This is a genomic window from Sphingobium sp. PAMC28499, from assembly GCF_004795815.1.
In the GTDB taxonomy this organism is placed as follows: Bacteria; Pseudomonadota; Alphaproteobacteria; order Sphingomonadales; family Sphingomonadaceae; genus Sphingobium; species Sphingobium yanoikuyae.
In genome coordinates this window covers 4537746-4556747 of sequence record NZ_CP039248.1, presented here as the reverse complement: position 1 = coordinate 4556747, position 19002 = coordinate 4537746, and the positions used below count along the sequence as shown (strand labels likewise).

Annotated in this window: 16 protein-coding genes; 7 read left to right on the top strand and 9 right to left on the bottom strand. The window is 66.4% G+C overall.

Annotated features, from left to right (window positions below; translation table 11 throughout):
• Positions 1-85: 85 nt before the first annotated feature.
• Together E5554_RS21560 and pedF are read right to left on the bottom strand one after the other, a co-directional pair.
• Entirely contained in the window at positions 86-949 is an 864-nt protein-coding gene (locus E5554_RS21560; protein WP_125997531.1) for a transporter substrate-binding domain-containing protein, read from the bottom strand.
• Between the two features lie 5 nt (positions 950-954).
• Positions 955-1383 carry a cytochrome c-550 PedF gene (gene pedF / locus E5554_RS21555; RefSeq protein WP_004208341.1) on the bottom strand — a complete coding sequence of 143 codons (429 nt, stop codon included), beginning with the start codon at positions 1381-1383 and terminating at the stop codon, positions 955-957.
• A 167-nt stretch (positions 1384-1550) separates the two neighbouring features.
• On the opposite strand from pedF, the gene E5554_RS21550 reads away from it, so the two are divergent.
• The 5 genes from E5554_RS21550 (at position 1551) to E5554_RS21530 (ending at position 10540) form a co-directional block, all read left to right on the top strand.
• Positions 1551-2513: a PQQ-dependent catabolism-associated beta-propeller protein gene (locus E5554_RS21550; RefSeq protein ID WP_136188035.1), complete on the top strand. Its 963-nt coding sequence runs from the start codon at positions 1551-1553 to the stop codon at positions 2511-2513.
• A 120-nt stretch (positions 2514-2633) separates the two neighbouring features.
• The gene (locus E5554_RS21545) at positions 2634-4013 is read left to right on the top strand and encodes a porin (RefSeq protein WP_136188034.1); all 1380 of its coding nucleotides are present in this window, start codon (positions 2634-2636) and stop codon (positions 4011-4013) included.
• A gap of 105 nt (positions 4014-4118) precedes the next feature.
• A complete protein-coding gene (locus E5554_RS21540; protein ID WP_136188033.1) occupies positions 4119-6152 on the top strand; it encodes a TonB-dependent receptor in 2034 nt (677 codons plus the stop codon).
• Positions 6153-6163: 11 nt separating this feature from the next.
• Positions 6164-8122, top strand: coding sequence for an acetate--CoA ligase (acs, locus tag E5554_RS21535; protein WP_136188032.1), 1959 nt, complete (start codon positions 6164-6166; stop codon positions 8120-8122).
• 84 nt (positions 8123-8206) lie between these two features.
• Positions 8207-10540 (top strand): TonB-dependent receptor, encoded by a 2334-nt coding sequence (locus E5554_RS21530; protein ID WP_136188031.1) that lies wholly within the window; start codon positions 8207-8209, stop codon positions 10538-10540.
• Between the two features lie 316 nt (positions 10541-10856).
• On the opposite strand, the gene E5554_RS21525 is transcribed toward E5554_RS21530, so the two are convergent.
• From E5554_RS21525 to E5554_RS21495, 7 genes are all read right to left on the bottom strand, one after another.
• The gene (locus tag E5554_RS21525) at positions 10857-11369 is read right to left on the bottom strand and encodes a cytochrome C (RefSeq protein WP_136188030.1); all 513 of its coding nucleotides are present in this window, start codon (positions 11367-11369) and stop codon (positions 10857-10859) included.
• Between the two features lie 12 nt (positions 11370-11381).
• The gene (locus E5554_RS21520) at positions 11382-11927 is read right to left on the bottom strand and encodes a methylamine dehydrogenase light chain (protein ID WP_004208334.1); all 546 of its coding nucleotides are present in this window, start codon (positions 11925-11927) and stop codon (positions 11382-11384) included.
• A gap of 26 nt (positions 11928-11953) precedes the next feature.
• Complete coding sequence (locus tag E5554_RS21515) at positions 11954-12556, bottom strand: methylamine utilization protein MauD (protein WP_017498893.1); 603 nt, start codon at positions 12554-12556, stop codon at positions 11954-11956.
• 7 nt (positions 12557-12563) lie between these two features.
• Positions 12564-13097 (bottom strand): MauE/DoxX family redox-associated membrane protein, encoded by a 534-nt coding sequence (locus E5554_RS21510; protein ID WP_136188029.1) that lies wholly within the window; start codon positions 13095-13097, stop codon positions 12564-12566.
• Positions 13098-13099: 2 nt separating this feature from the next.
• On the bottom strand, positions 13100-14278 hold the full coding sequence (locus E5554_RS21505; RefSeq protein ID WP_136188028.1) for an amine dehydrogenase large subunit: 1179 nt from the start codon (positions 14276-14278) through the stop codon (positions 13100-13102).
• Between the two features lie 145 nt (positions 14279-14423).
• Positions 14424-15605 carry an MFS transporter gene (locus E5554_RS21500; protein ID WP_136188027.1) on the bottom strand — a complete coding sequence of 394 codons (1182 nt, stop codon included), beginning with the start codon at positions 15603-15605 and terminating at the stop codon, positions 14424-14426.
• 74 nt (positions 15606-15679) lie between these two features.
• On the bottom strand, positions 15680-16333 hold the full coding sequence (locus tag E5554_RS21495; RefSeq protein WP_004208329.1) for a TetR/AcrR family transcriptional regulator: 654 nt from the start codon (positions 16331-16333) through the stop codon (positions 15680-15682).
• Positions 16334-16546: 213 nt separating this feature from the next.
• On the opposite strand from E5554_RS21495, the gene E5554_RS21490 reads away from it, so the two are divergent.
• Positions 16547-17026, top strand: coding sequence for a cytochrome c (locus tag E5554_RS21490; protein ID WP_037507609.1), 480 nt, complete (start codon positions 16547-16549; stop codon positions 17024-17026).
• A 104-nt stretch (positions 17027-17130) separates the two neighbouring features.
• The gene (locus E5554_RS21485; RefSeq protein ID WP_136188026.1) at positions 17131-19002 is read left to right on the top strand and encodes a sugar phosphate isomerase/epimerase and 4-hydroxyphenylpyruvate domain-containing protein; all 1872 of its coding nucleotides are present in this window, start codon (positions 17131-17133) and stop codon (positions 19000-19002) included.

Below are 19002 nucleotides of genomic sequence, written 5' to 3'. Positions count from 1 at the left end.
CCTTGTTTTCCGGCGTGATCAACGCCGTCGATGCAGCACCTTATGGGGCACGGCGGCCGTGCCAATTGGACCTTGGGTCGCCGGATCAGCCGGCCGCGACGGCCGGCGCATAGGCGACGCCATGGCGCTCGAAGATTGCCTTGAGCGCGCCCGATTGCGTCATGTCGGCCAGGATGGTCTCGACCGCATCGCCCAGGTTCCGGCTATTTTCCTTCACCGCCATGCCAATGTCCCATCCGGCCGAGGTGAAGGCGGGCAGGGGGCTGGTGCGGCGGACGATGTTGGTGGCGCCGCTGTCGTGCAGCACCGCCTCGATCTGTGCCCGGCTGGCGAGCGCGCCATCGGCACGGCCATCGGTCAGCGCGGTGACGGCTTCCGTCCCGCCGGGGAAATGGACGACGTCCTTCGCCAATATGCCGCCGAATGTGCCGATCAGATAGAAATCGGGAATGGAGTCGATCTCGACCGCCAGCCGCTTGCCGCGATATTGGGTCGGCGGCGCGTTGACGTCGATCTCGCCCTTCACCGCCGCAAACTGGAAGCTCTCGCGATAATAGGGGGCGATGATCGCGACCTGATCATTGCGTGCGGCGAAAGTCCGGTCGAACGGCACATGGAGCATGATGTCGGCCGGCTGGAAGCCCAAAAGGCCGCCCTTCCACACCCCGTTGCGCAGGTCGTCGTCGGCGCTTTCGTCCGCGACCAGTTCGGCAATGTCGGCGCGCACGCCCAGCCCCTTGGCCAGCGCCTGGGCCAGGTCGACGTCGATCCCGGTCAGCTTGCCGTCCTTGCGCCAGGACCAGGGGCGGTTGTCCTTATAGACTGCGACCCGAAGGACACCCAATTCCCTGACCTTGCCGAGCGGCGCGGCCTTTGCGGCCTGCCCGCCTGATACATAGACCGCCAGCGCGGCGGCCGCCGCGCTGCTCAAGAAGGCGCGGCGATCCATCGCGGTCACTCCTGATGCTTGGTTTCGAGCCAGGCGCGGATCGCCCATCCGGCCTTCTGTCCCAGCACGTCGCCAAAGGGCGGCATATAGACCTTGCCGTCATGGCTAGAGCCATGCTGGTAACGCTGGATGAACCATTCATCGCCGCTGTCACCGACTTCCAGATAGCGCAGGTCCGGGGCGATGCCGCCGCTTTCCGCGTCCAGCCCGTGGCAGCGCGCGCAATTCTGGCCATAGGCGGATTCGCCGATCTTGGCCGCCGTGGCATTGCCGCGATAAGGATTGTGCTGAACCCAGTCGGCACCGATTTCCGGCAGGGCCGATGTGTCGACCGCCTGCGGCGTGACATTGCCATGCGCCATCAGTGCCGATGTGATCGATGCGCCCGCCAGGCAGGCCGCGCCGAACAATGCGATCCGTCCGTAATTCCTCATCCCAAACCCTCGTCTGTGCCGCGTGCCTGTGCTGGCCGCATGTCGTCCCTGTCGCTGACGACTGTAGGGGAGGGCGGGGACGGCCCCCATTGGCCATTGGTACAATCCCGCCGCGACGGGCCGGGGGCTAATCGGCTATTGAGCCAAAAGGACGAGAGGATGCGGGCATGATCAAGCATGTGGTGGCGGGGCTTGCGCTGGCGGCGGCGATCCCGTCCGTTCGGGCGGAGACGCTCTATGTCTCCAACGAACGCGGCAACAGCATCAGCGTCATCGATGCCGCCACGATGCAGACGGTCGCGACCTGGCCGGTGGGCGGACGGCCGCGCGGCATCACCCTCACCAAGGACGGCAAATATATCCTGCTCTGCGCCAGCAACGACCATGCGGTGCAGATGATCGACCGCGCGACCGGCAAGGTCGTCGCCGACCTGCCATCGGGGCAGGATCCCGAGCAATTTTTCCTGTCGCGCGACGGCCGGACCCTGTTCGTCGCCAATGAGGATAATGCCGCGCTGACCGCGATCGACCTCGACAGCCGCAAGGTCGCCTTCCAGGTCGATGTCGGCAAGGAGCCGGAGGGCGTGGCGCAGAGCCCCGACGGCCAATGGGTGGTGGTGACATCGGAGGATGAGGGTGTCGTCAATTGGATCGACCTGTCGACCAAGACGATGGTCGATGCGACCGAAACCGACCAGCGCCCGCGCCATGTCGAATTTACCGCCGATGGCAAGGAGCTGTGGATCGCGGCGGAGATGGGCGGCACGGTGCAGATTGCCGATCCGGCCACGCGCAAGATTGTCGAGACGCTGCATTTTGCCATTCCCGGCGTGCAGGATTATCAGCTATTGCCCTGCGGCATCCGTTTCACGCCGGACGGCAAGACGGCGGTCGTGGCGCTCGGCCGTGCCAATCATGTCGCGCTGGTCGATGTCGCCACCCGCAAGGTCCGCGCCTATGTGCCGGTTGGAAAGCGGGTCTGGCATGTCGCGGTCAGCCCGGACGGCGCGCGCGCCTATGCCGCCAATGGCCTTTCGGACAATGTCTCCGTGATCGACCTGGCCGCCGGCAAGGTCGTCGGCACGGTAGCGGTCGGCGCCGGGCCGTGGGGCATCGCCGTCGCGCCCTGACCAAAAGTATAGCGAGGTGCGCGGGGGGAGGACGAGAACCAAAGTCCAATTTCGGCCGCCATCGCCGCCGCCCACTCTTCCCGACAGCCGGCACGACCGGCGTACAAGAGGGAGGATGAGATGGCACGGGGAACATTCCTCGGCAGCGCCGCCATGGCGTTGCTGTTCGTCGCAGGGACAACGCCGGCGAGCGCCGGGACGACGAGCGAACTGCTGAAAAGGCTTCATGAGAAGGGGATCCTCACCGATGAGGAATATGCCCAGCTGGCAAAGGAAGACGCCGCGGCGCCGGCCGCCGCCGCCGCGCCCGCCGCGTTGGAGGGCAAGCCGGTGGTGCGTGTCGCCGACAGTGGCGTTGGCTTCGAGGTGGGCGACGTCACGGTCAAGATGTCCGGATCGGTCAACGGTTTCTACACCCATGAAAATGGCCAGGCGGCGGGGTCGAATACCGATGTCGTCGGCGGCGTGGTGCCGGTTGGCGGCAATAGTTCGGCGATCCGCAACGGCCTGCTGCCCGGCTACCTGAAGTTCGACGTCACGACCAATCAGGGCGGCTGGGACGTCGGCGCTCATTTCGGCATGTATCCCGGCATCAACAGCGCGGATTATTCGGTCGGCGGCGGCGCCAATGCCGGCGGCCGGCCGGTCGCGCTGCAGACCGCCGGCATCGATTTCCGCCAGACCTACATGACCATCGGCCGATCGGGGCTGGGCGAGTTCAAGCTGGGTCGCGACATCGGCCTGTTCGGCTCGGAAGGCATATTGAACGACATCACTTTGCTGTCGGTCGGGTCGAGCGGCGGCAATGTCGCGCCGTCCAACACGTCGCTGGGCCGCATCGGTATCGGCTATATCTACACGGACTTCCAGCCGCAGATCACTTATACCTCGCCCAGCCTGTCGGGCTTCCAGGTCTCGGTCGGCGTCTTCCAGCCGCTCGAATCGCTGACGGGACCGGGTGAAAGCAACAAGTCCCCAGGCTTCCAGGGCAAGATCGTCTATGACGGCAAGTTCGGCGACTTCTCGGCCCGCGCCTGGCTGTCGGGGATTACCCAACGGCATAATCGCGTCGACGGCATTTCCTATACCGGCAGCGGTTTCGATACCGGTGCCAAGATCGGCTACGGCCCGATCGTCCTCACTGGCTATTATTATAATGGCTCGGGGCTGGGCACGACGGCGCTCAACCTGTTCGACACCGATGCCGCCGGCAACAAGCGCGACAGCGACGGCTTCTATCTTCAGGGGCTGGCGACCTTCGGCAAATTCTCGGTCGGCGGCAGCTATGGCGAGAGCAATCTCCATTATGCCAATGCCGCCGATGCGCTCGCCAACCCGACGCTTATCCGCAAGAACAGCAGCTGGGTGGGGCAGGGCCGTTATGGCCTGACCAGCTGGGTGACGCTGATCGGCGAATATATCCACAGCACGTCCAAGGCGCATAATGGCAATGAAGCGGAGGGCGACACGATCGCCGCCGGCGCCATCCTCTTCTTCTGAGCGGAAGGCAGGAGCATCGGCCCAAAGGCCAATGTTCCGGCAAGGGGCGGCATCCTATCGAAGGGATGTCGCCCCTTCGCATGACGGGGCGGCAGGGGAGGATATATGCGCAGAACAAAATGGCTTGCGCTCGGCATGGCGCCCTTCGCGGCGCAGGCGGAGACACCCGATGGCGCTGGCGAAGCGATGGCCGCCGCGTCGATCGTTGTGACGGGCACGGGCCTCGCCCTGCCGCCTGGGACGCCGGCCTACGGCTCCGTGACGATCGACCGGGATCGGCTGGAGGATGCGGCGTCGGGTCGGATCGAGAGCGTGCTGGCCGATGTCGCGGGTTTCCAGCAGTTCCGCCGATCTGACAGTCGCGCGTCCAATCCGTCGAACCAGGGCGCCACGCTGCGCGCGCTGGGCGGCAATGCGTCGAGCCGGACGCTGGTGCTGCTCGACGGCGTGCCGGTGGCCGATCCCTTTTTCGGCTATATCCCCTTTTCGGCTTTGGTGCCCGACCGGCTGGCACTGGTCCGGGTGACGCGCGGCGGGGGCAGTGGCGCGTTCGGCGCCGGCGCGGTCGCAGGCACGATCGAACTGGCCAGCGCCACCCGCGATCAGATGCCACACTTCGGCGCCAGCGCCTATTATGGCAGCAGGGACGCGACCGAGCTGTCGGCCAGCATCGCGCCGGATCTCGGCAGCGGTTACGTGTCGCTCTCGGGTCGCTGGGACCGGGGCGACGGTTTCCAGACCACGCCCCGTGACCAGCGCGTCGCCGCCACCGTGCCCGCCGCCTATGATAGCTGGTCGACCAATTTGCGCGCGGTCGCGCCGATCGACGCGACCTCGGAAATCCATTTTCGCGGCACCTTGTTCCAGGACAACCGCACGCTGCGCTTTGCCGGCGCCGACAGCATGAGCCAGGGCCAGGACGCCAGCATCCGCTATATTTCGCGCGGCCGTTGGCAGGTTGATGCGCTCGCCTATCTTCAGGCGCGCAATTTCTCCAACATCGTCATCTCCTCCACCAGCTTCCGCAAGTCGCTCGACCAGCGCAACACGCCCTCGACCGGGATCGGCGGCAAGATCGAGCTGCGCCCGCCGGTGGGCGAGGATCATGTGCTGCGCATCGGCGCGGACACCCGCTTTGCCACCGGCGACATGGTTGAAGATGCCTATAATGCCGGCATCGCCAGCAACCCGCTGACATCGCGCCGCCATGCCGGTGGCGACCAGATCAGCAGCGGCATCTTTGCCGAGGATGACTGGAGCCCCGATGTCTTTGGCGGCAATCTTGTCCTGACCGGCGGGGTGCGGGCCGATCGCTGGTCGATCCGCAACGGCTTCTATAAGGCGAAGAGTGCGGCGGGCGTGGTGACGCAGGACAGCAGCTACGGCAATCGCTCCGACTGGGCCTTCTCCGGTCGGGCCGGCGCGCTCTACCATGTCAGCGATGCGGTGGCGCTGCGCGGCGCGGCCTATAGCGGCTTCCGTTTGCCCACGCTCAACGAGCTGTATCGCCCCTTCGTCGTCTTCCCGATCACCACCCAGGCCAATGCGGCACTCAAGCCCGAGAAGCTCAAGGGCGTGGAAGGCGGTATCGACCTGACCCCGGCGCCGGGTGTGCAGCTCTCGGCCACCCTCTTCTACAATCGGCTCGACGATGCGATCGCCAATGTCACCATCGACAGTGTCACCCGCAAGCGGCAGAATGTGAACGCGATCGTGGCCAAGGGCGCGGAACTGACCGCCAGCGCGCAACTGCCGGCCGATTTCTCGTTGCTCGCTTCCTATGCCTATAGCCGCTCCAAGGTCGATGCGCCGGGCATGGCATTTGACGGCTTTGCCCCGGCGCAGGTGCCGCGTCACTCGGCCAGCGCGACGCTGGCCTGGGCGCCCAAGGCCGGGCCGGAGCTGTCGGCGACGCTGCGCTACACGGCCAAGCAATATGAGGATGACCTTCAGAGCGATGTGCTGCCCGATGCGCTGACCTTGGACGCCCTCGCCCGGTTGCCGATCGGCCATGGCATCAGCCTGGTCGCGCGCGGAGAAAATCTGTTCGACGAGGATATCGTCACCCGCAATGCCGGTGGATCCATCGACCTGGGCACGCCCAGGACGCTCTGGATCGGCGTGCGGTTCGGCCAATGAAGGGAGCCATCATGTCCGAAGACCTGTTTCCGATACCTGCCGACTGGGCGGCCCATGCCCGCATGAACCAGGCGGCGCGCGCCGCTGATTATCGCCGGTCGCTTGATGACGGTGATGCCTATTGGCTGGAGCAGGCGCAGCGGCTGGACTGGATCACGCCGCCGACCCGCGCGTCGGACAGCAGCTTCGACGAAGCGGATTTCGGTATCCAATGGTTCGCCGACGGCACGCTCAACGTGTCGGCCAATTGTCTCGACCGGCATCTGGCCGAGCGGGGCGACGTCACGGCGATCCTCTGGGAACCCGATGATCCGGCGGACGCCCCGCGCAGCCTGACCTATCGTGAACTCCATGCCGAGGTCTGCCGCTTCGCCAATGTGCTCAAGGACGCAGGCGCGCGGCGCGGCGACCGCATCACCATCTATATGCCGATGATCCCGGAGGCAGCGGTGGCGCTGCTCGCCTGCGCGCGGATCGGCGCGATCCACAGCGTCGTGTTTGGCGGCTTTTCGCCCGAGGCGCTGGCCGGCCGCATCACCGATTGCGATTCCAGCATCGTCGTCACCGCCGACGAGGGGCGGCGCGGCGGCAAGCGGGTGCCGCTCAAGGCGAATGTCGACGCGGCGCTGGCGCTCGACCATTGCACCAGCGTGCGCCGCGTATTGGTGGTGCGCGCGACCGGCGGAGCGGTGGCGATGCAGCCGGGCCGCGACAGCTGGTATGACGAGGCGATGGCCGGCGTCGCACCCGATTGCCCGGCCGAGGTGATGAAGGCGGAAGACCCGCTGTTCCTGCTCTACACCTCCGGCTCCACCGGCAAGCCCAAGGGCGTGGTCCATTCGAGCGGCGGCTATCTGCTCTGGGCCAGCCTCACCCATGCGCTCTGCTTCGACTATCGGCCCGGCGACATCTGGTGGTGCGCGGCCGATGTCGGCTGGGTCACGGGGCACAGCTATATCGTCTATGGCCCGCTGGCCAATGGCGCGACGACGCTGATGTATGAAGGCCTGCCGAGCTGGCCGACGCCCAGCCGCATCTGGGAGGTGGTCGACCGGCATCAGGTCCATACGCTGTTCACCGCGCCGACCGTGCTGCGCGCGCTGATGAAGGAGGGCAATCATCATGTCGCGAAGACCAGCCGCGCGTCGCTCCAATTGCTCGGGAGCGTCGGCGAGCCGATCAATCCCGAAGCCTGGCGCTGGTATCATGGTGTTGCGGGCGAGGGGCGTTGCCCGATCATCGACACCTGGTGGCAGACCGAGACCGGCGGCGCGATGATCGCGCCGATGCCGGGCGCCACGGACCTCAAGCCCGGCAGTGCGACCTTCCCCATGCCCGGTGTCGAGGCGCAGATCGTCGATGGCGATGGCGTGGTGCAGGAGGGGGCGAGCGAGGGGAATCTGGTGATCGCCCGGTCCTGGCCCGGCCAGATGCGCACCGTCTGGAATGATCATGAGCGTTTCTTCCAGACCTATTTCACCACCTTCCCCGGCAAATATACCACCGGCGACGGCGCCCGCCGGGATGAGGACGGCTATTATTGGATCACCGGCCGGGTCGACGATGTCATCAACGTATCGGGGCATCGCATGGGCACGGCCGAGGTCGAGAGCGCGCTGGTGCTGCATGCGACCGTGGCGGAGGCGGCGGTGGTCGGCATGCCGCACGACATCAAGGGGCAGGGCATTTATGCCTATGTCACGCTGAATGTCGGCGAGGAGCCGAGCGAGGATTTGCGCCGGACCCTCACCCAATGGGTGCGCAGCGAGATTGGCCCGATCGCCACGCCCGACGTGATCCAGTTCGCGCCCGGCCTGCCCAAGACACGATCGGGCAAGATCATGCGCCGCATATTGCGCAAGATCGCCGAAGGGGAGGTGTCGGCCCAGGCGCTGGGCGATGTCAGCACGCTGGCCGACCCGAGCGTGGTCGCGGACCTGGTGCGCAGTCGCGTCGGGGTTGCCGCCTGATTTTCGCATGCGACCCAAGGTATAATGGAGGCGATGGCCAGCCCTCCCTAGCGTCCTTCCCATAAGCAGAGATGGGAGAGAAATATGCAGGGCAGGGGCTGGCTTTGCGCGGGTCTGGCGGGCGTGGCGCTGATGCCGGCGCTGGCATGGGCTGAAGAGCCCGATGCTGGCCCGGCACAGACGATCATCGTCACGGCGCCGGGCGGGGCGATCGATGTCGATGATGCGCTGTCCATTTCCGGCCGGGATATCTCGCTCACCGGCACGCCCGACCTGCTCGGCGCACTGACCCGCAATATTGCCGGCATCACGCTGCAGGACGCGCAGAATAATCCCTGGCAGCCCAATCTTCTCTATCGCGGCTTCGTCGCCTCGCCGCTGCAGGGGCAGGCGCAGGGGCTGGCCGTCTATATGGATGGCGCTCGTTTCAACCAGCCGTTCGGCGATACCGTCCAGTTCGACCTGATCCCCGAGGCGGCGATCCGTAAATTGAGCCTGCTCGACGCCAGCCCGGTCTATGGCCTCAATGCGCTGGGTGGGGCGATCCTGCTGGAAACGAAGGACGGGCGCAGCGATCCGGGGCTGGAGGCGAGCGCGACCGGCGGCCGTTTCGGCTATGCCGAGGCGAGCATCGCCGGCGGCTTTGCGCGTGGCAATTTCAGTGCTTTCGGCGCGTTTCAATATAGCCACGACGATGGTTGGCGCGATCATAGCCCGTCGCATCTCTATAATGGCTATGCCGACCTTGGCTTTGATACGGAGAAGGGCGGGCTGCACATGAAGCTGGTCGGGGCAAAGACCGACCTGACCGGCAATGGCGTGTCGCCGGTCGAGCTGCTGGCGGCAGACCGGCGCGCCGTCTTCACCTGGCCGGACAATAGCCGCAGTAGCTATGGCCGGATCAGCCTGCACCCCTGGGTGGCGCTGTCCGACACGACCCGGATCGAGGGAACGCTCTATGCCCAGCGACTGACCTTGCGCACGGTCAATGGCGATGCCGCTGATATCGAGGGGTGCGAGGATGAGGATGACGCCGGGCTGCTCTGCCTGGAGACGGTGGGGAGCGATGATGACGGGGACGAGGTGCAGTCGGTCCTGACCGATGCCAACGGCAACGCCATTGCCGACAGCCTGGGCGGCGAGGGCTATGGCGTGCTCAATCGGGGGCGGACGCGGACCGATGCGATGGGCGCGCTGGTGCAGTTGATCGATGATCGCGCGCTGATGGGCGGCACCAATCATTTTGCGATCGGCCTGAGTTACGACACCAGCCGCACCCGGTTCGATACATCGACCGAACTGGGCGCGATGACGGACGAGCGCAGCGTCGAGGGGCTGGGGTCGATCATCGTCCAGCCGGACGGCGCGATCGCGCCGGTCGGGCTGGTCGCGCATACCGATTATTGGGGCGTGTTCCTGCAGGACCGGTTGCCGCTGGCGCCGGGGCTGACGGCGGAACTGGGGCTGCGCTGGAACCATGCGCGGATCGAACTGGTCGACCAGATCGGCACGGCGCTGAACGGGCGGCATAATTTCCAGCGGCTCAATCCCGGCGCGGAGCTGGACTATCGGGCTTCGGACGGGCTGTCGCTGCGCGTCGGCTATGCCGAGACCAACCGCGCGCCGACCCCGGCCGAACTGTCCTGCGCCGACGAGAATGCGCCGTGCAGCCTGACCAATTTCTTCATCGCCGATCCGCCGCTCAAGCAGGTGGTGGCGAAAAGCTGGGAGGCGGGTGGTTCGGGTCGCTTCGCCGTCGGGGGATGGACCGCCGACTGGCTGTTCTCCGCCTATCGCACCGGCAATCATGACGACATTCAATATATTGCGTCGGACATTCGCGGCCGGGCCTATTTCCAGAATATCGGCAAGACCCGGCGCCAGGGCGTCGAGGCGTCGGTCAAGGCGGCGCGGGGCGGCTTCAGCGCGGGCCTCAGCTATGCCTTCACCGATGCCACCTATCGCAGTGCGCTGACACTGAGCAGCCCGGCCAATCCGGAGGCGAATGACGACGGCACGATCGACGTCGGGAAGGGCGATCGCCTGCCCGGTATCCCTCGCCATAGTGCGACCCTCACGCTGGATTATGCTGGCACCTTGGGCGGTCAGCGCCGTTGGTCGATCGGCGGCGACTTGATCGCCCGATCCGGCCAATATCTGGTCGGCGACGAGGCCAACCGGAATGCCAAGGTGCCCGGCTATCTGATCGCCAATATCCGCGCCGGCATCGACATCATCCCCGGCGTCACCCTGTTCGGCGAGGTTCGCAACCTGTTCGATCGCCATTATGCGACCTTCGGCACCTTTACCGAGGTGGATGAGATCGAACTGGACGAGGCGCCGGGGGCGAGCGACCCCAGGGCCTATGGCGCGGGTGCGCCGCGCCGCTGGTATGCCGGGGTGAAAGCAAAATTCTGAAGCGTGGCGGCGCCCGCGATCGGGCGTGCGTCTGCCGAAGTTCACAGTGTAAACGGCCTGTCGGGGCCATTTGCACCTGTCGCGCACCTGCGACGCGTCGATAACGCGCCTGTGCCGCGCTGGGGGTAATGGGGGCAGGGGCATGGAAGCGCGTCGCCCTTGCCCCTGTCGCGCGCCCATGACGCGACAGCCGCGCGCCACATAGGCGCCTGCCACGCGCCGGGCGGCCGGGGTGGGCGAGGGGGAACAGCCTCTGTCGCATGGCGAGGGACAGATCAGAAAAGCGGCGTGTAGGACAGCGATGCCCGTGGCAGCGCTATCGCCCCGCAGGCGGGAACATCTGCCGCAGGGACGCGGGCGCATGGCATTTGCGGATCGCGGTTTCGACATGGCGGGCGCGTTCGGCGGTCAGCGAGGCGGCGGACAGGGCGAAGCGCCGTTCATGGGCGACTTCCTCGGCGGTGAAGGGCGTGCTGCCCTGCGGCACGCTGCCGCCGCCCAGGCCGAAGACGACGAAGTTCATCATGTCGGCCAGTTGCTGATTATCCTTGATCCGGCTGAGCGCGACATTGGGCAGGCGGATGAGATAGGCGCGGGTCTGGGGCGTGCAGAGGAACCAGCCGACCCGGCCGCGCAGTTCGGGCAGGGCCGCAGGCGCGGCGCTGCCCTGCACCCCGTGGCAGCCGCCGCAATTCTCGACATAGTCGGACCGGGCGAGGTCCGGGTCAGTGATCGCGGCGGGCAACAGGCCCATCGGCGGCAGCGCGGCGCGGCCGATCCCGACCGCGCCGAGCAGTGCCAACGATCCCAGCAATAGCGCGCGCCGCATGCCCTGCCGGCCTCAGCTGGCCGCGCCGACCAGCACGGCGGTCGAACAATGATATTCCATGCTGCTGGTCCCGAAGCACCAGATCACGTCATTGTTGAGTTGGGGCATGTAAAGCTGGGTCTCGCGGTCGGTATTGTCGCAGCCGCACTGGCCGCAGGCCGGCTTGCCGCAACAGTCGCGATAGGCGATCAGATAGGCCTTGCCATCGTCCGGGTTGATACAGGTGCCGACCCAGGAGACGGGCGAGGGCTCCGAACCCGCCGGGCAGCTGTGGATGCCGCCGCCGCAACAGGTGCACAGCGCGCCGTCGATCGCGCAATAGCGCCAATAGTCGCACTTGGTCTCGTCCTTGCTTTGCGCGGTGCGGGCAAAGGCGGTCTTGGCCTCGGGCGAGCGGTCGGGCTTGGCCGCTTCGGCACGGCTGACCGGCAGCAGCGGGAAGGCGGGCGCTGCGACCAGGGCAGCGCCCAGGCGCGAGAGCATCGAGCGGCGGGATGTCCCCCCGGCGAGGCGCCGCAGCAGCTTTTCCCCCATGGCGTCGGCGTCGAACTTCTTCATGTCACGGACCCCCTTTGAACTTGCGATCAGGCCGCCTGGGCTTTGAGTGAGCCGATATAATCCTGCACCGTGGCGATCCCCATTTCATGGGCGACGACCAGGCTTTCGAGATGCTCGCGGCTGTTGACCAGTCCCTTGGACAGGATGGTGCCCTCGGCATCGAGCAGCACGGCGAAGGGCAGCTTGGCGACGCCATAGGCCTGGCCCGCTTCCGGCCCGTTGACGAAGGCATAGGCCTCCAGCCCGTGCTGGGCGATCATCGCGCGCTGGGCGGCGACATCATCGTCGCCCACGAAGGTCAGCGCGACCCGCTCGTCCCGCGCGAAGGATTTGGCCATCGGGATGATATTCTTGCACAGCGGGCATTGGGCGGAGACGAACATCAAGAGGCGCAGCGCCGTGCCATGGGCATGGCCGCCGATCGTGACGGGCGCGCCGTCGATGGTGCGGGCGTCGATCTTGACGATGGCGTCGCCCACCGCCGGGCCGCCGCTGGTGGCGAGCGCGCCGGCGGGCGCCACGCGGATGTGCAGCACGCCGACCTGCCGCGCGACCGCCAGCAGGGCGATGCCGAGCGCGAAGATTGCGACCCAGGACAGGATCTGCGCGATGATGAGCGAGGTCAGCATAGGTCTTCTATCTCCGGTAGGCGGCGGCGGGCGTGGCGATCAGCGCCAGGATGGCGCCGAGCAGATGGAAGGCGAGGAACAGAGCGATGCCGCCAGCGGCCGCGGTGGCGATGTCCAGCGCGGACAGCGGCGGGGCAGGCAGCAGGCGCGGCGCGACCAGCGCGACCAGCAGCAGGTTACGGATCACCAGCGGCCAGCCGATCGGATGGCGTAACTGTGAACGTCCACAGCCGCAGTCGATATGGCTGCGCCCGCGCGCGATGTTGATCGCCATCGCGCCGGCAAAGAGGCTAAGCAGCAGCATGGCGAGCAGCACCGGCACCGGGGCAAGACCGGCGATCAGCGTGGCGCCGATGGCGATCTCCGCCAGTGGCAGCAGGATCGCGGCGGGCGCGACCAGCGCAGGCGGCAGCAGCCGGTAATTGGCGATCACGCCGGGCAGCAGGATGCGGTGGCGCAGCTTCGATACGCCCGCCTGCAACAGGATGAGGCCGATCCCGATGGCAGCCGCCAGCGCGGCGATCGCCAGGCCCTGCGCCATGGTCAGGACGGGTCCGCGACCGTGATGGTGCTGCCGCCGGCCTTCTCGATCTTGTGCTTTTCTTCCCAGGTGGCGAGGTCGATGACGAGGGCGGTGCCCTTTTCACCGTCCATGATGAGCAGCGGCTTGTCCGACTGGGTGACCTCGATATTGTTCATCGGCTCTTCCAGCGGGCGGCGCTTGACCACCTTCTGCGTGGCGAGATCGACCTCCCACACTTCCGTGCCGGACGCCTTGTGCGACCAATATTCGCCCATGTGCATCAGCACGAACAGATGGCCGGTGGCGCGGTGCAGCGCCATCGGCTGGCGCCCGCCGGGATACCAGTTCAGCTCCAGCGGCTTGGTTTCGCCGGGACGGATACCGGCAGCGGCCTGGATCGAGAAGGGCGCGGAGATGGTCGGCGCCGGGCCGAGCTTCGCGGTCCAGATCTGGCCGGTGTAGCTCAGGAACGTCGTTTCCTTCTTCTTCCGGTCATAGGTGAAATTGTCGAAGATCGGATCGTCGGTGGCCGAAAAGAAGGGCGCGCTATGGGTGATGTCGGCCTTGCTGCCGGTCAGCTTCACGGTGGCGAGCGATCCGTCGGCGCAGAGCGCGGAAAAGCCGACGCCCGGATTGGGCATCATGCTGGCGCAGCCGGGCACTTCGACATTGGCGACGAACTTGCGCTTCACCAGATCGACGATGTTCACCGAGGAAGCGGGGCTGAGATTATAGACGAAGCCGGTCTTGCCATCGTCGCTGATGATGAAGTTGTTCTTGCGCGATCCGATCAGGATGCGGTCGGGAATGGTGATTTCGGTGACCAGCTTCAATTCGCGCGTGTCATAGACCGACACCATGTCCTGCCGCGTGCCGCGATCGCCCTTCGACCAGATCGTCTCGGCGACATAATAATATTGGCCGGCCGGATCGATCGCCATGTCGGCGAGGCGCCGGGTTTCGACCATGCCCACCATCTTGCCGGTCTCGCCGTCGAAGATGCTGGTGCCCGGCATGTCCCATCCGCCGTCGACGAAGAACCAGTTGGGCTTGGGCGGCTCCATCGTCACGATATCGGACGTTTCCGGTTCCAGCGCGGCCGTGGTGTCGGCGGGCGCGGCATGGGCGGTGATGGCTGCGCACAGGGCGAAACCCATGGCGGCGGTGGCGAAAAATCCCCTGACGGCGGCGCTCGACATCTGGCGTGATCCCCCTTGATCGGTGCGGCGGCGCTGGACTCATCTGGTTCGCGTTTCGCCGCTGGAATGAAGGCTGGACAAGTGTCAAGAATTGGTCAAGAGGGTGGAGGCGCTCCTTGCCAAATATTTTTGCGCCGCAGCAAATTTAAGCGATAATCTCGTGAACGCCCTCGATCCGGGGCAGGCGCAGCTTGTCGGGTGCGGCAGCGACCAGCAGCGCGAAACAGCCGCCGGTGAGCGCGACCAGCGCGCCATCGACCAACCCCTGTTGCCCTAACCCATCGGACAGCAGCGATCCCGCCACCGGTCCGGCGATCATGCCCAGGCTATGGACGCAGGCGACGAAGCGGCGGAACAGCGGACTGCCGCCGCCCGCTGCCGTGGCAAGGCCGGAAAAGCGGATGATGGTCGCGGTCGACCCGATATTGAGCATGCCGATCGCCAGGATGAACAGGGTCGGTGCGCCGGGGCGGGTGAGGGCGAGCGGGGCGAGCAGGCAGAAGGCGCACAGCAGGCCGGTCATCGGCAGCGGCACGATGCTCTGTTCGCGCATCAGCGCGATCGCGGTCAGCGCGCCGATCACCGATCCGACCGCCACCGCCTCGCCGATCACGCTGTCGTCGATGCCGGCGGCCAGCGCCAGCGCGCCGGAAAAGCTCCAGATCATCATGGTGGCGGCGATGAAGCAGAACAGGGCGACGGCCAGTGCCCAGGCGCGGGCCGGGGTGGGCGCGCGTTCATTGGCGTCGCCGGTGGGTGTCTGCGCCGGATCGGCGGCCGGCATCAGCAGGCTGAGCAGCAGCACGCCGATCGGCGCGAGCGCCAGCAGGCGCAGCGCAGCGGCCGGCCCGGCGCTGTCGCCGATCGCCGGGAGCACCAGCGCGACCAGGGTGGACAGCAGCAACTGGACCAGGAAGACGGCGGCATAGGCGCCGGTCGGGCGCTGCGAGGCGGCGGCGCTCATCGCATGGGTATAGGCGACACCCATGCCGACGCCGAACAGGCCGCGCGCGACGATGAGCGTTGCCAGTTCGTCGAGCGCCGGGGTTATCAGGCTGGCGGCCAGTGCGATCAGCGCGGCGAAGGCCGGCGCGCCGGCCGGCAGGTGTGCGCCGCCGCGCCAGACCAGGATCGCGCCGATCGCCATGCCACCCTGGGTCGCGCCGACGATCCAGCCATGGTCGGATGGATCAAGCCCGGTGGCAGCGGTCAGCAGGGTGAGGAAGACGGGATCGATGCCGGGTTGCAGCAGCGCGAGCGCGGCGGCGGCGATGCAGGCGATGGTCCGGTCCGGTGCCCATCCGGGCAATATACGGCTTTGCGTCATGATGGCCCCCACAGCATGAACAGGCGCCGGTGGCGCCCCTGCCGTTCAGACCATCTCTCCCCCTTGGGGCGGCGTCAGGCCGCTTCTGTCATCAGCCCTGCAAGATCGCGCGAAGTCACCGTCTTGGCAAGATGCACGAACGACATTGCCGCCAGCGCGGTAAAGACCGGCATCTTGGCCGCCCAGGGCTTCTGATGCCCCAGGAACGGCGTCGATCCTTCCATCGACGCGCTGATGAACAGGGCGACGCTATGCACCTCGTCCGGGGACAGGGCCGGATTGATCTGCGCCACATATTCGCCGATCACCTCATGCACCTTGCTGTAGAACAGGCGCACCCGGTCGGCGACGAACTCGCTCTGGTTGGCGAGGGCCCAGAGCTCGGTGAACAAATGGGTGGTGCGCTTGGTCTGGATATCCTCCAGGCACAGGATGATGACCAGCTTGAGCCGTTCCTCGGCGGTGAGGCCGGGCTTGCGCACCATCTCCTCCAGCAGCTTGTCATAGGATTCCAGCATCTCGTCCAGCATCACCTGGATCAGCATTTCCTTGCGCGGGAAATGATAGCTGACATTGCCGACCTTCATGTCGCAGCGCGCGGCGATGCGGCGCAGGGTGAAGGCATCGGCACCCTCGTCGATCAGCACGTCCAGCGCCGCCTTGAGGATCTGGTCCACCGTTTCGGACCCGCGGGCATAGATGCCGGGCCGTGAGGGAGCGAGTATCATATCACATCTGCCTTGGCGGCCCTCCTACCACGGCGCGGCGCGGTTCGCCACCCTTTGCGCATCGCTCGCAACGGCGGGCTTGACGAATATTTGAAGCTTGTCCAGTATTCGCGCATCCACATAATCTTGGGAAGAGGCGTGAAACCCGGTGCTGCACCCTGGCGGGGGCCGCTTCCGGGGCAAACGTCCATATGTGCGGGGACATTTCAGGCGATGATTCAGGGTATCAAGCGCGTCACTTTCTCTCTGCTGGCGGTTGCGGCGGCTGGTTTGCCGGGGGCGGCACAGGCGACCGGTCCGCAGACCTTCGCCAATCGCTGTTCCATGTGCCATCAGCCCTCGGGCGCGGGCCTGCCGGGCCAGTTTCCGCGCCTCAATGGCCGGGTGGCGCAGATCGCGACCAGTCCGGAAGGGCGGCGCTATCTCGCCATGGTGCTGCTCTATGGGATTTATGGCCCGATCACCGTGGACGACAGGAAGATCACCGGCCTGATGCCGGGCATGGGCACCATGTCCGATCAGGATATTGCCGATGTGCTCAATCATGCGGTGTCGCTCAAGAAGGCGGCCAAGCCCGCCGCGCCCTTCACCGCGGCGGAGGTCGCCAAGGTGCGCGCCGGCGGCAAGCAGACCGCGGCGCAGGTCGCGGCCGAGCGCGGCCGGCTGGCGGGCAAGGGACTGATCCCGTCCTGATCCGGGCGCCCATCCTATAACTCTATGCTATGGGATAGTCGGTCTTGAGCGGTTAAATGGCGGCGCCGGGCTGTGGGATAAGGGGGCTTCAAGGAGATCCCCCAATGTCCAACGCCATCGCCACCGTCTCGCTGCGCGGCACGCTTGAAGAGAAATTGCGTGCCGCTGCCGCGGCCGGCTTTGCCGGGGTCGAGATATTCGAGAATGACCTGATCGGGTCGGAATTGGCGCCGCGGGACGTGCGGCGCATGCTGGACGATCTGGGCCTTGCCTGCATGCTCTACCAGCCCTTCCGCGATTTCGAGGGGATGCCGGGCGCGCTGCGCCAGCGCGCCTTCGACCGGGCCGAGCGCAAGTTCGACCTGATGGGCGAACTGGGCACCGATCGCATCCTGGTCTGTTCCAACTGCTCGCCCGCCTCGCTGGGTGAGCGGGAGCGGATCGTCGACGATTTCCGCGAGCTGGGCGAACGGGCCGCCAAGCGCGGCATATTGGTGGGCTATGAGGCGCTGGCCTGGGGCCGGCATGTGTTCGATCATCGCGATGTCTGGTCGATCGTCGAGCAGGTCGACCATCCCCATATCGGCATCATCCTCGACAGCTTTCATTCGCTGTCGCGCAAGATTCCGAGCGAGAGCATCCGCGATATCCGTGGCGACAAGATCGTCTTCGTCCAGCTCGCCGATGCGCCGCTGCTCGACATGGACCTGCTCTATTGGAGCCGCCATTTCCGCAACCTGCCGGGTCAGGGCGGGCTGGATGTCGCCGGCTTCGTCGCGGAGATATTGGCCACCGGCTATGACGGGCCACTGTCGCTGGAAATCTTCAACGACCGGTTCCGCTCCAATGCGGCGACGCTGGTGGCGGAGGACGGGCATCGTTCGCTCGACTATGTGCGCGATGCGGCGCTGCGGCAGTTGGGACGCCCGTCGACCATGCCCGCGCCGGAGCCGGTGCTGGGCGCCGAGTTCATGGAATTCACCACCGCCAGCGCCGATTCCGCGCGGCTGGGCCGCACGCTGGCGACGCTGGGCTTCAGTCTTGCCGGCGAGCATCGCCAGAAGAAGGTGACGCGATGGCGCCAGGACGGCGTCAACCTGGTCGTCAATGCCGAGCCCAAGGGCTTTGCCAGTGCCTATCGTGCGGCGCATGGATCGTCCATCTGCGCGATCGGCGTGCGGGTGAAGGACAAGGCGGCGGTGCAGGCGCGCGCGGCGGCGCTGGGGATCAAGGCCTATAGCGCGGAAGGCCGCCCCGGCCGGATGGCGATGCCGGCGCTGCGCGGGGTCGGCGGCAGCCTGGTCTATCTGATCGACGATAATGAGGTCGAAGGGCTGTGGGCGCGCGAGTTCCAGGCGATCGAGGCCGAGCCCGATGCGCCGGTCCATGCCCATGGCTTCGACCATCTCGCCGCCGTCGTTCATAATGACGAATTCCTGTCCTGGCAGCTTTACTGGCGCGCCCTGTTCGGGCTGGAGGCCAAGGCGGCGCAGGATGTGATCGATCCGTCGGGACTGGTGCATAGCCAGGCCTTGCAGGCGCCCGACGGCGCCTTCCGCGTGACGCTCAATGCATCGGACGCGCGCGAGACGCTGTCGTCCCGCTTCCTCGATCAGGGGATTGGCGGCGGCTATCAGCATGTGGCGCTGGCGACCGACGATATCTTCGCGACCGCGCAGGCATTGCGGGATGAGGGCGCCGCGGTGCTGACCATCCCCGCCAATTATTATGCCGACATCGCCGCGCGCTTCGGCTTTGACGACGCGCTGGTGGCGCGGATGCAGGCGCTGGGCATCCTCTATGACGAGGATGCCGATGGTCACGGCTTCTGGCAGCTCTACAGCCGCGCCTTCGACAAGCTGTTCTTCTTCGAGTTCGTCCAGCGCGCAGCCGGCTATACGGGCTATGGCGCACCCAATGCCGGCGTCCGGCTGGCCGCACAGAACCGGTTCCGCGACGAGAATCCGGTCGATTGA

Coding starts and splice junctions, on each gene's coding strand:
- E5554_RS21545 (WP_136188034.1), top strand. CDS start 2,634: ATGGCACGGGGAACATTCCTCGGCAGCGCCGCCATGGCGTTGCTGTTC.
- E5554_RS21500 (WP_136188027.1), bottom strand. CDS start 15,605: ATGACGCAAAGCCGTATATTGCCCGGATGGGCACCGGACCGGACCATC.
- pedF (WP_004208341.1), bottom strand. CDS start 1,383: ATGAGGAATTACGGACGGATCGCATTGTTCGGCGCGGCCTGCCTGGCG.
- E5554_RS21530 (WP_136188031.1), top strand. CDS start 8,207: ATGCAGGGCAGGGGCTGGCTTTGCGCGGGTCTGGCGGGCGTGGCGCTG.
- E5554_RS21485 (WP_136188026.1), top strand. CDS start 17,131: ATGTCCAACGCCATCGCCACCGTCTCGCTGCGCGGCACGCTTGAAGAG.
- E5554_RS21520 (WP_004208334.1), bottom strand. CDS start 11,927: ATGAAGAAGTTCGACGCCGACGCCATGGGGGAAAAGCTGCTGCGGCGC.
- E5554_RS21540 (WP_136188033.1), top strand. CDS start 4,119: ATGCGCAGAACAAAATGGCTTGCGCTCGGCATGGCGCCCTTCGCGGCG.
- E5554_RS21510 (WP_136188029.1), bottom strand. CDS start 13,097: ATGGCGCAGGGCCTGGCGATCGCCGCGCTGGCGGCTGCCATCGGGATC.
- E5554_RS21515 (WP_017498893.1), bottom strand. CDS start 12,556: ATGCTGACCTCGCTCATCATCGCGCAGATCCTGTCCTGGGTCGCAATC.
- E5554_RS21490 (WP_037507609.1), top strand. CDS start 16,547: ATGATTCAGGGTATCAAGCGCGTCACTTTCTCTCTGCTGGCGGTTGCG.
- E5554_RS21505 (WP_136188028.1), bottom strand. CDS start 14,278: ATGTCGAGCGCCGCCGTCAGGGGATTTTTCGCCACCGCCGCCATGGGT.
- E5554_RS21495 (WP_004208329.1), bottom strand. CDS start 16,333: ATGATACTCGCTCCCTCACGGCCCGGCATCTATGCCCGCGGGTCCGAA.
- E5554_RS21560 (WP_125997531.1), bottom strand. CDS start 949: ATGGATCGCCGCGCCTTCTTGAGCAGCGCGGCGGCCGCCGCGCTGGCG.
- acs (WP_136188032.1), top strand. CDS start 6,164: ATGTCCGAAGACCTGTTTCCGATACCTGCCGACTGGGCGGCCCATGCC.
- E5554_RS21550 (WP_136188035.1), top strand. CDS start 1,551: ATGATCAAGCATGTGGTGGCGGGGCTTGCGCTGGCGGCGGCGATCCCG.
- E5554_RS21525 (WP_136188030.1), bottom strand. CDS start 11,369: ATGCGGCGCGCGCTATTGCTGGGATCGTTGGCACTGCTCGGCGCGGTC.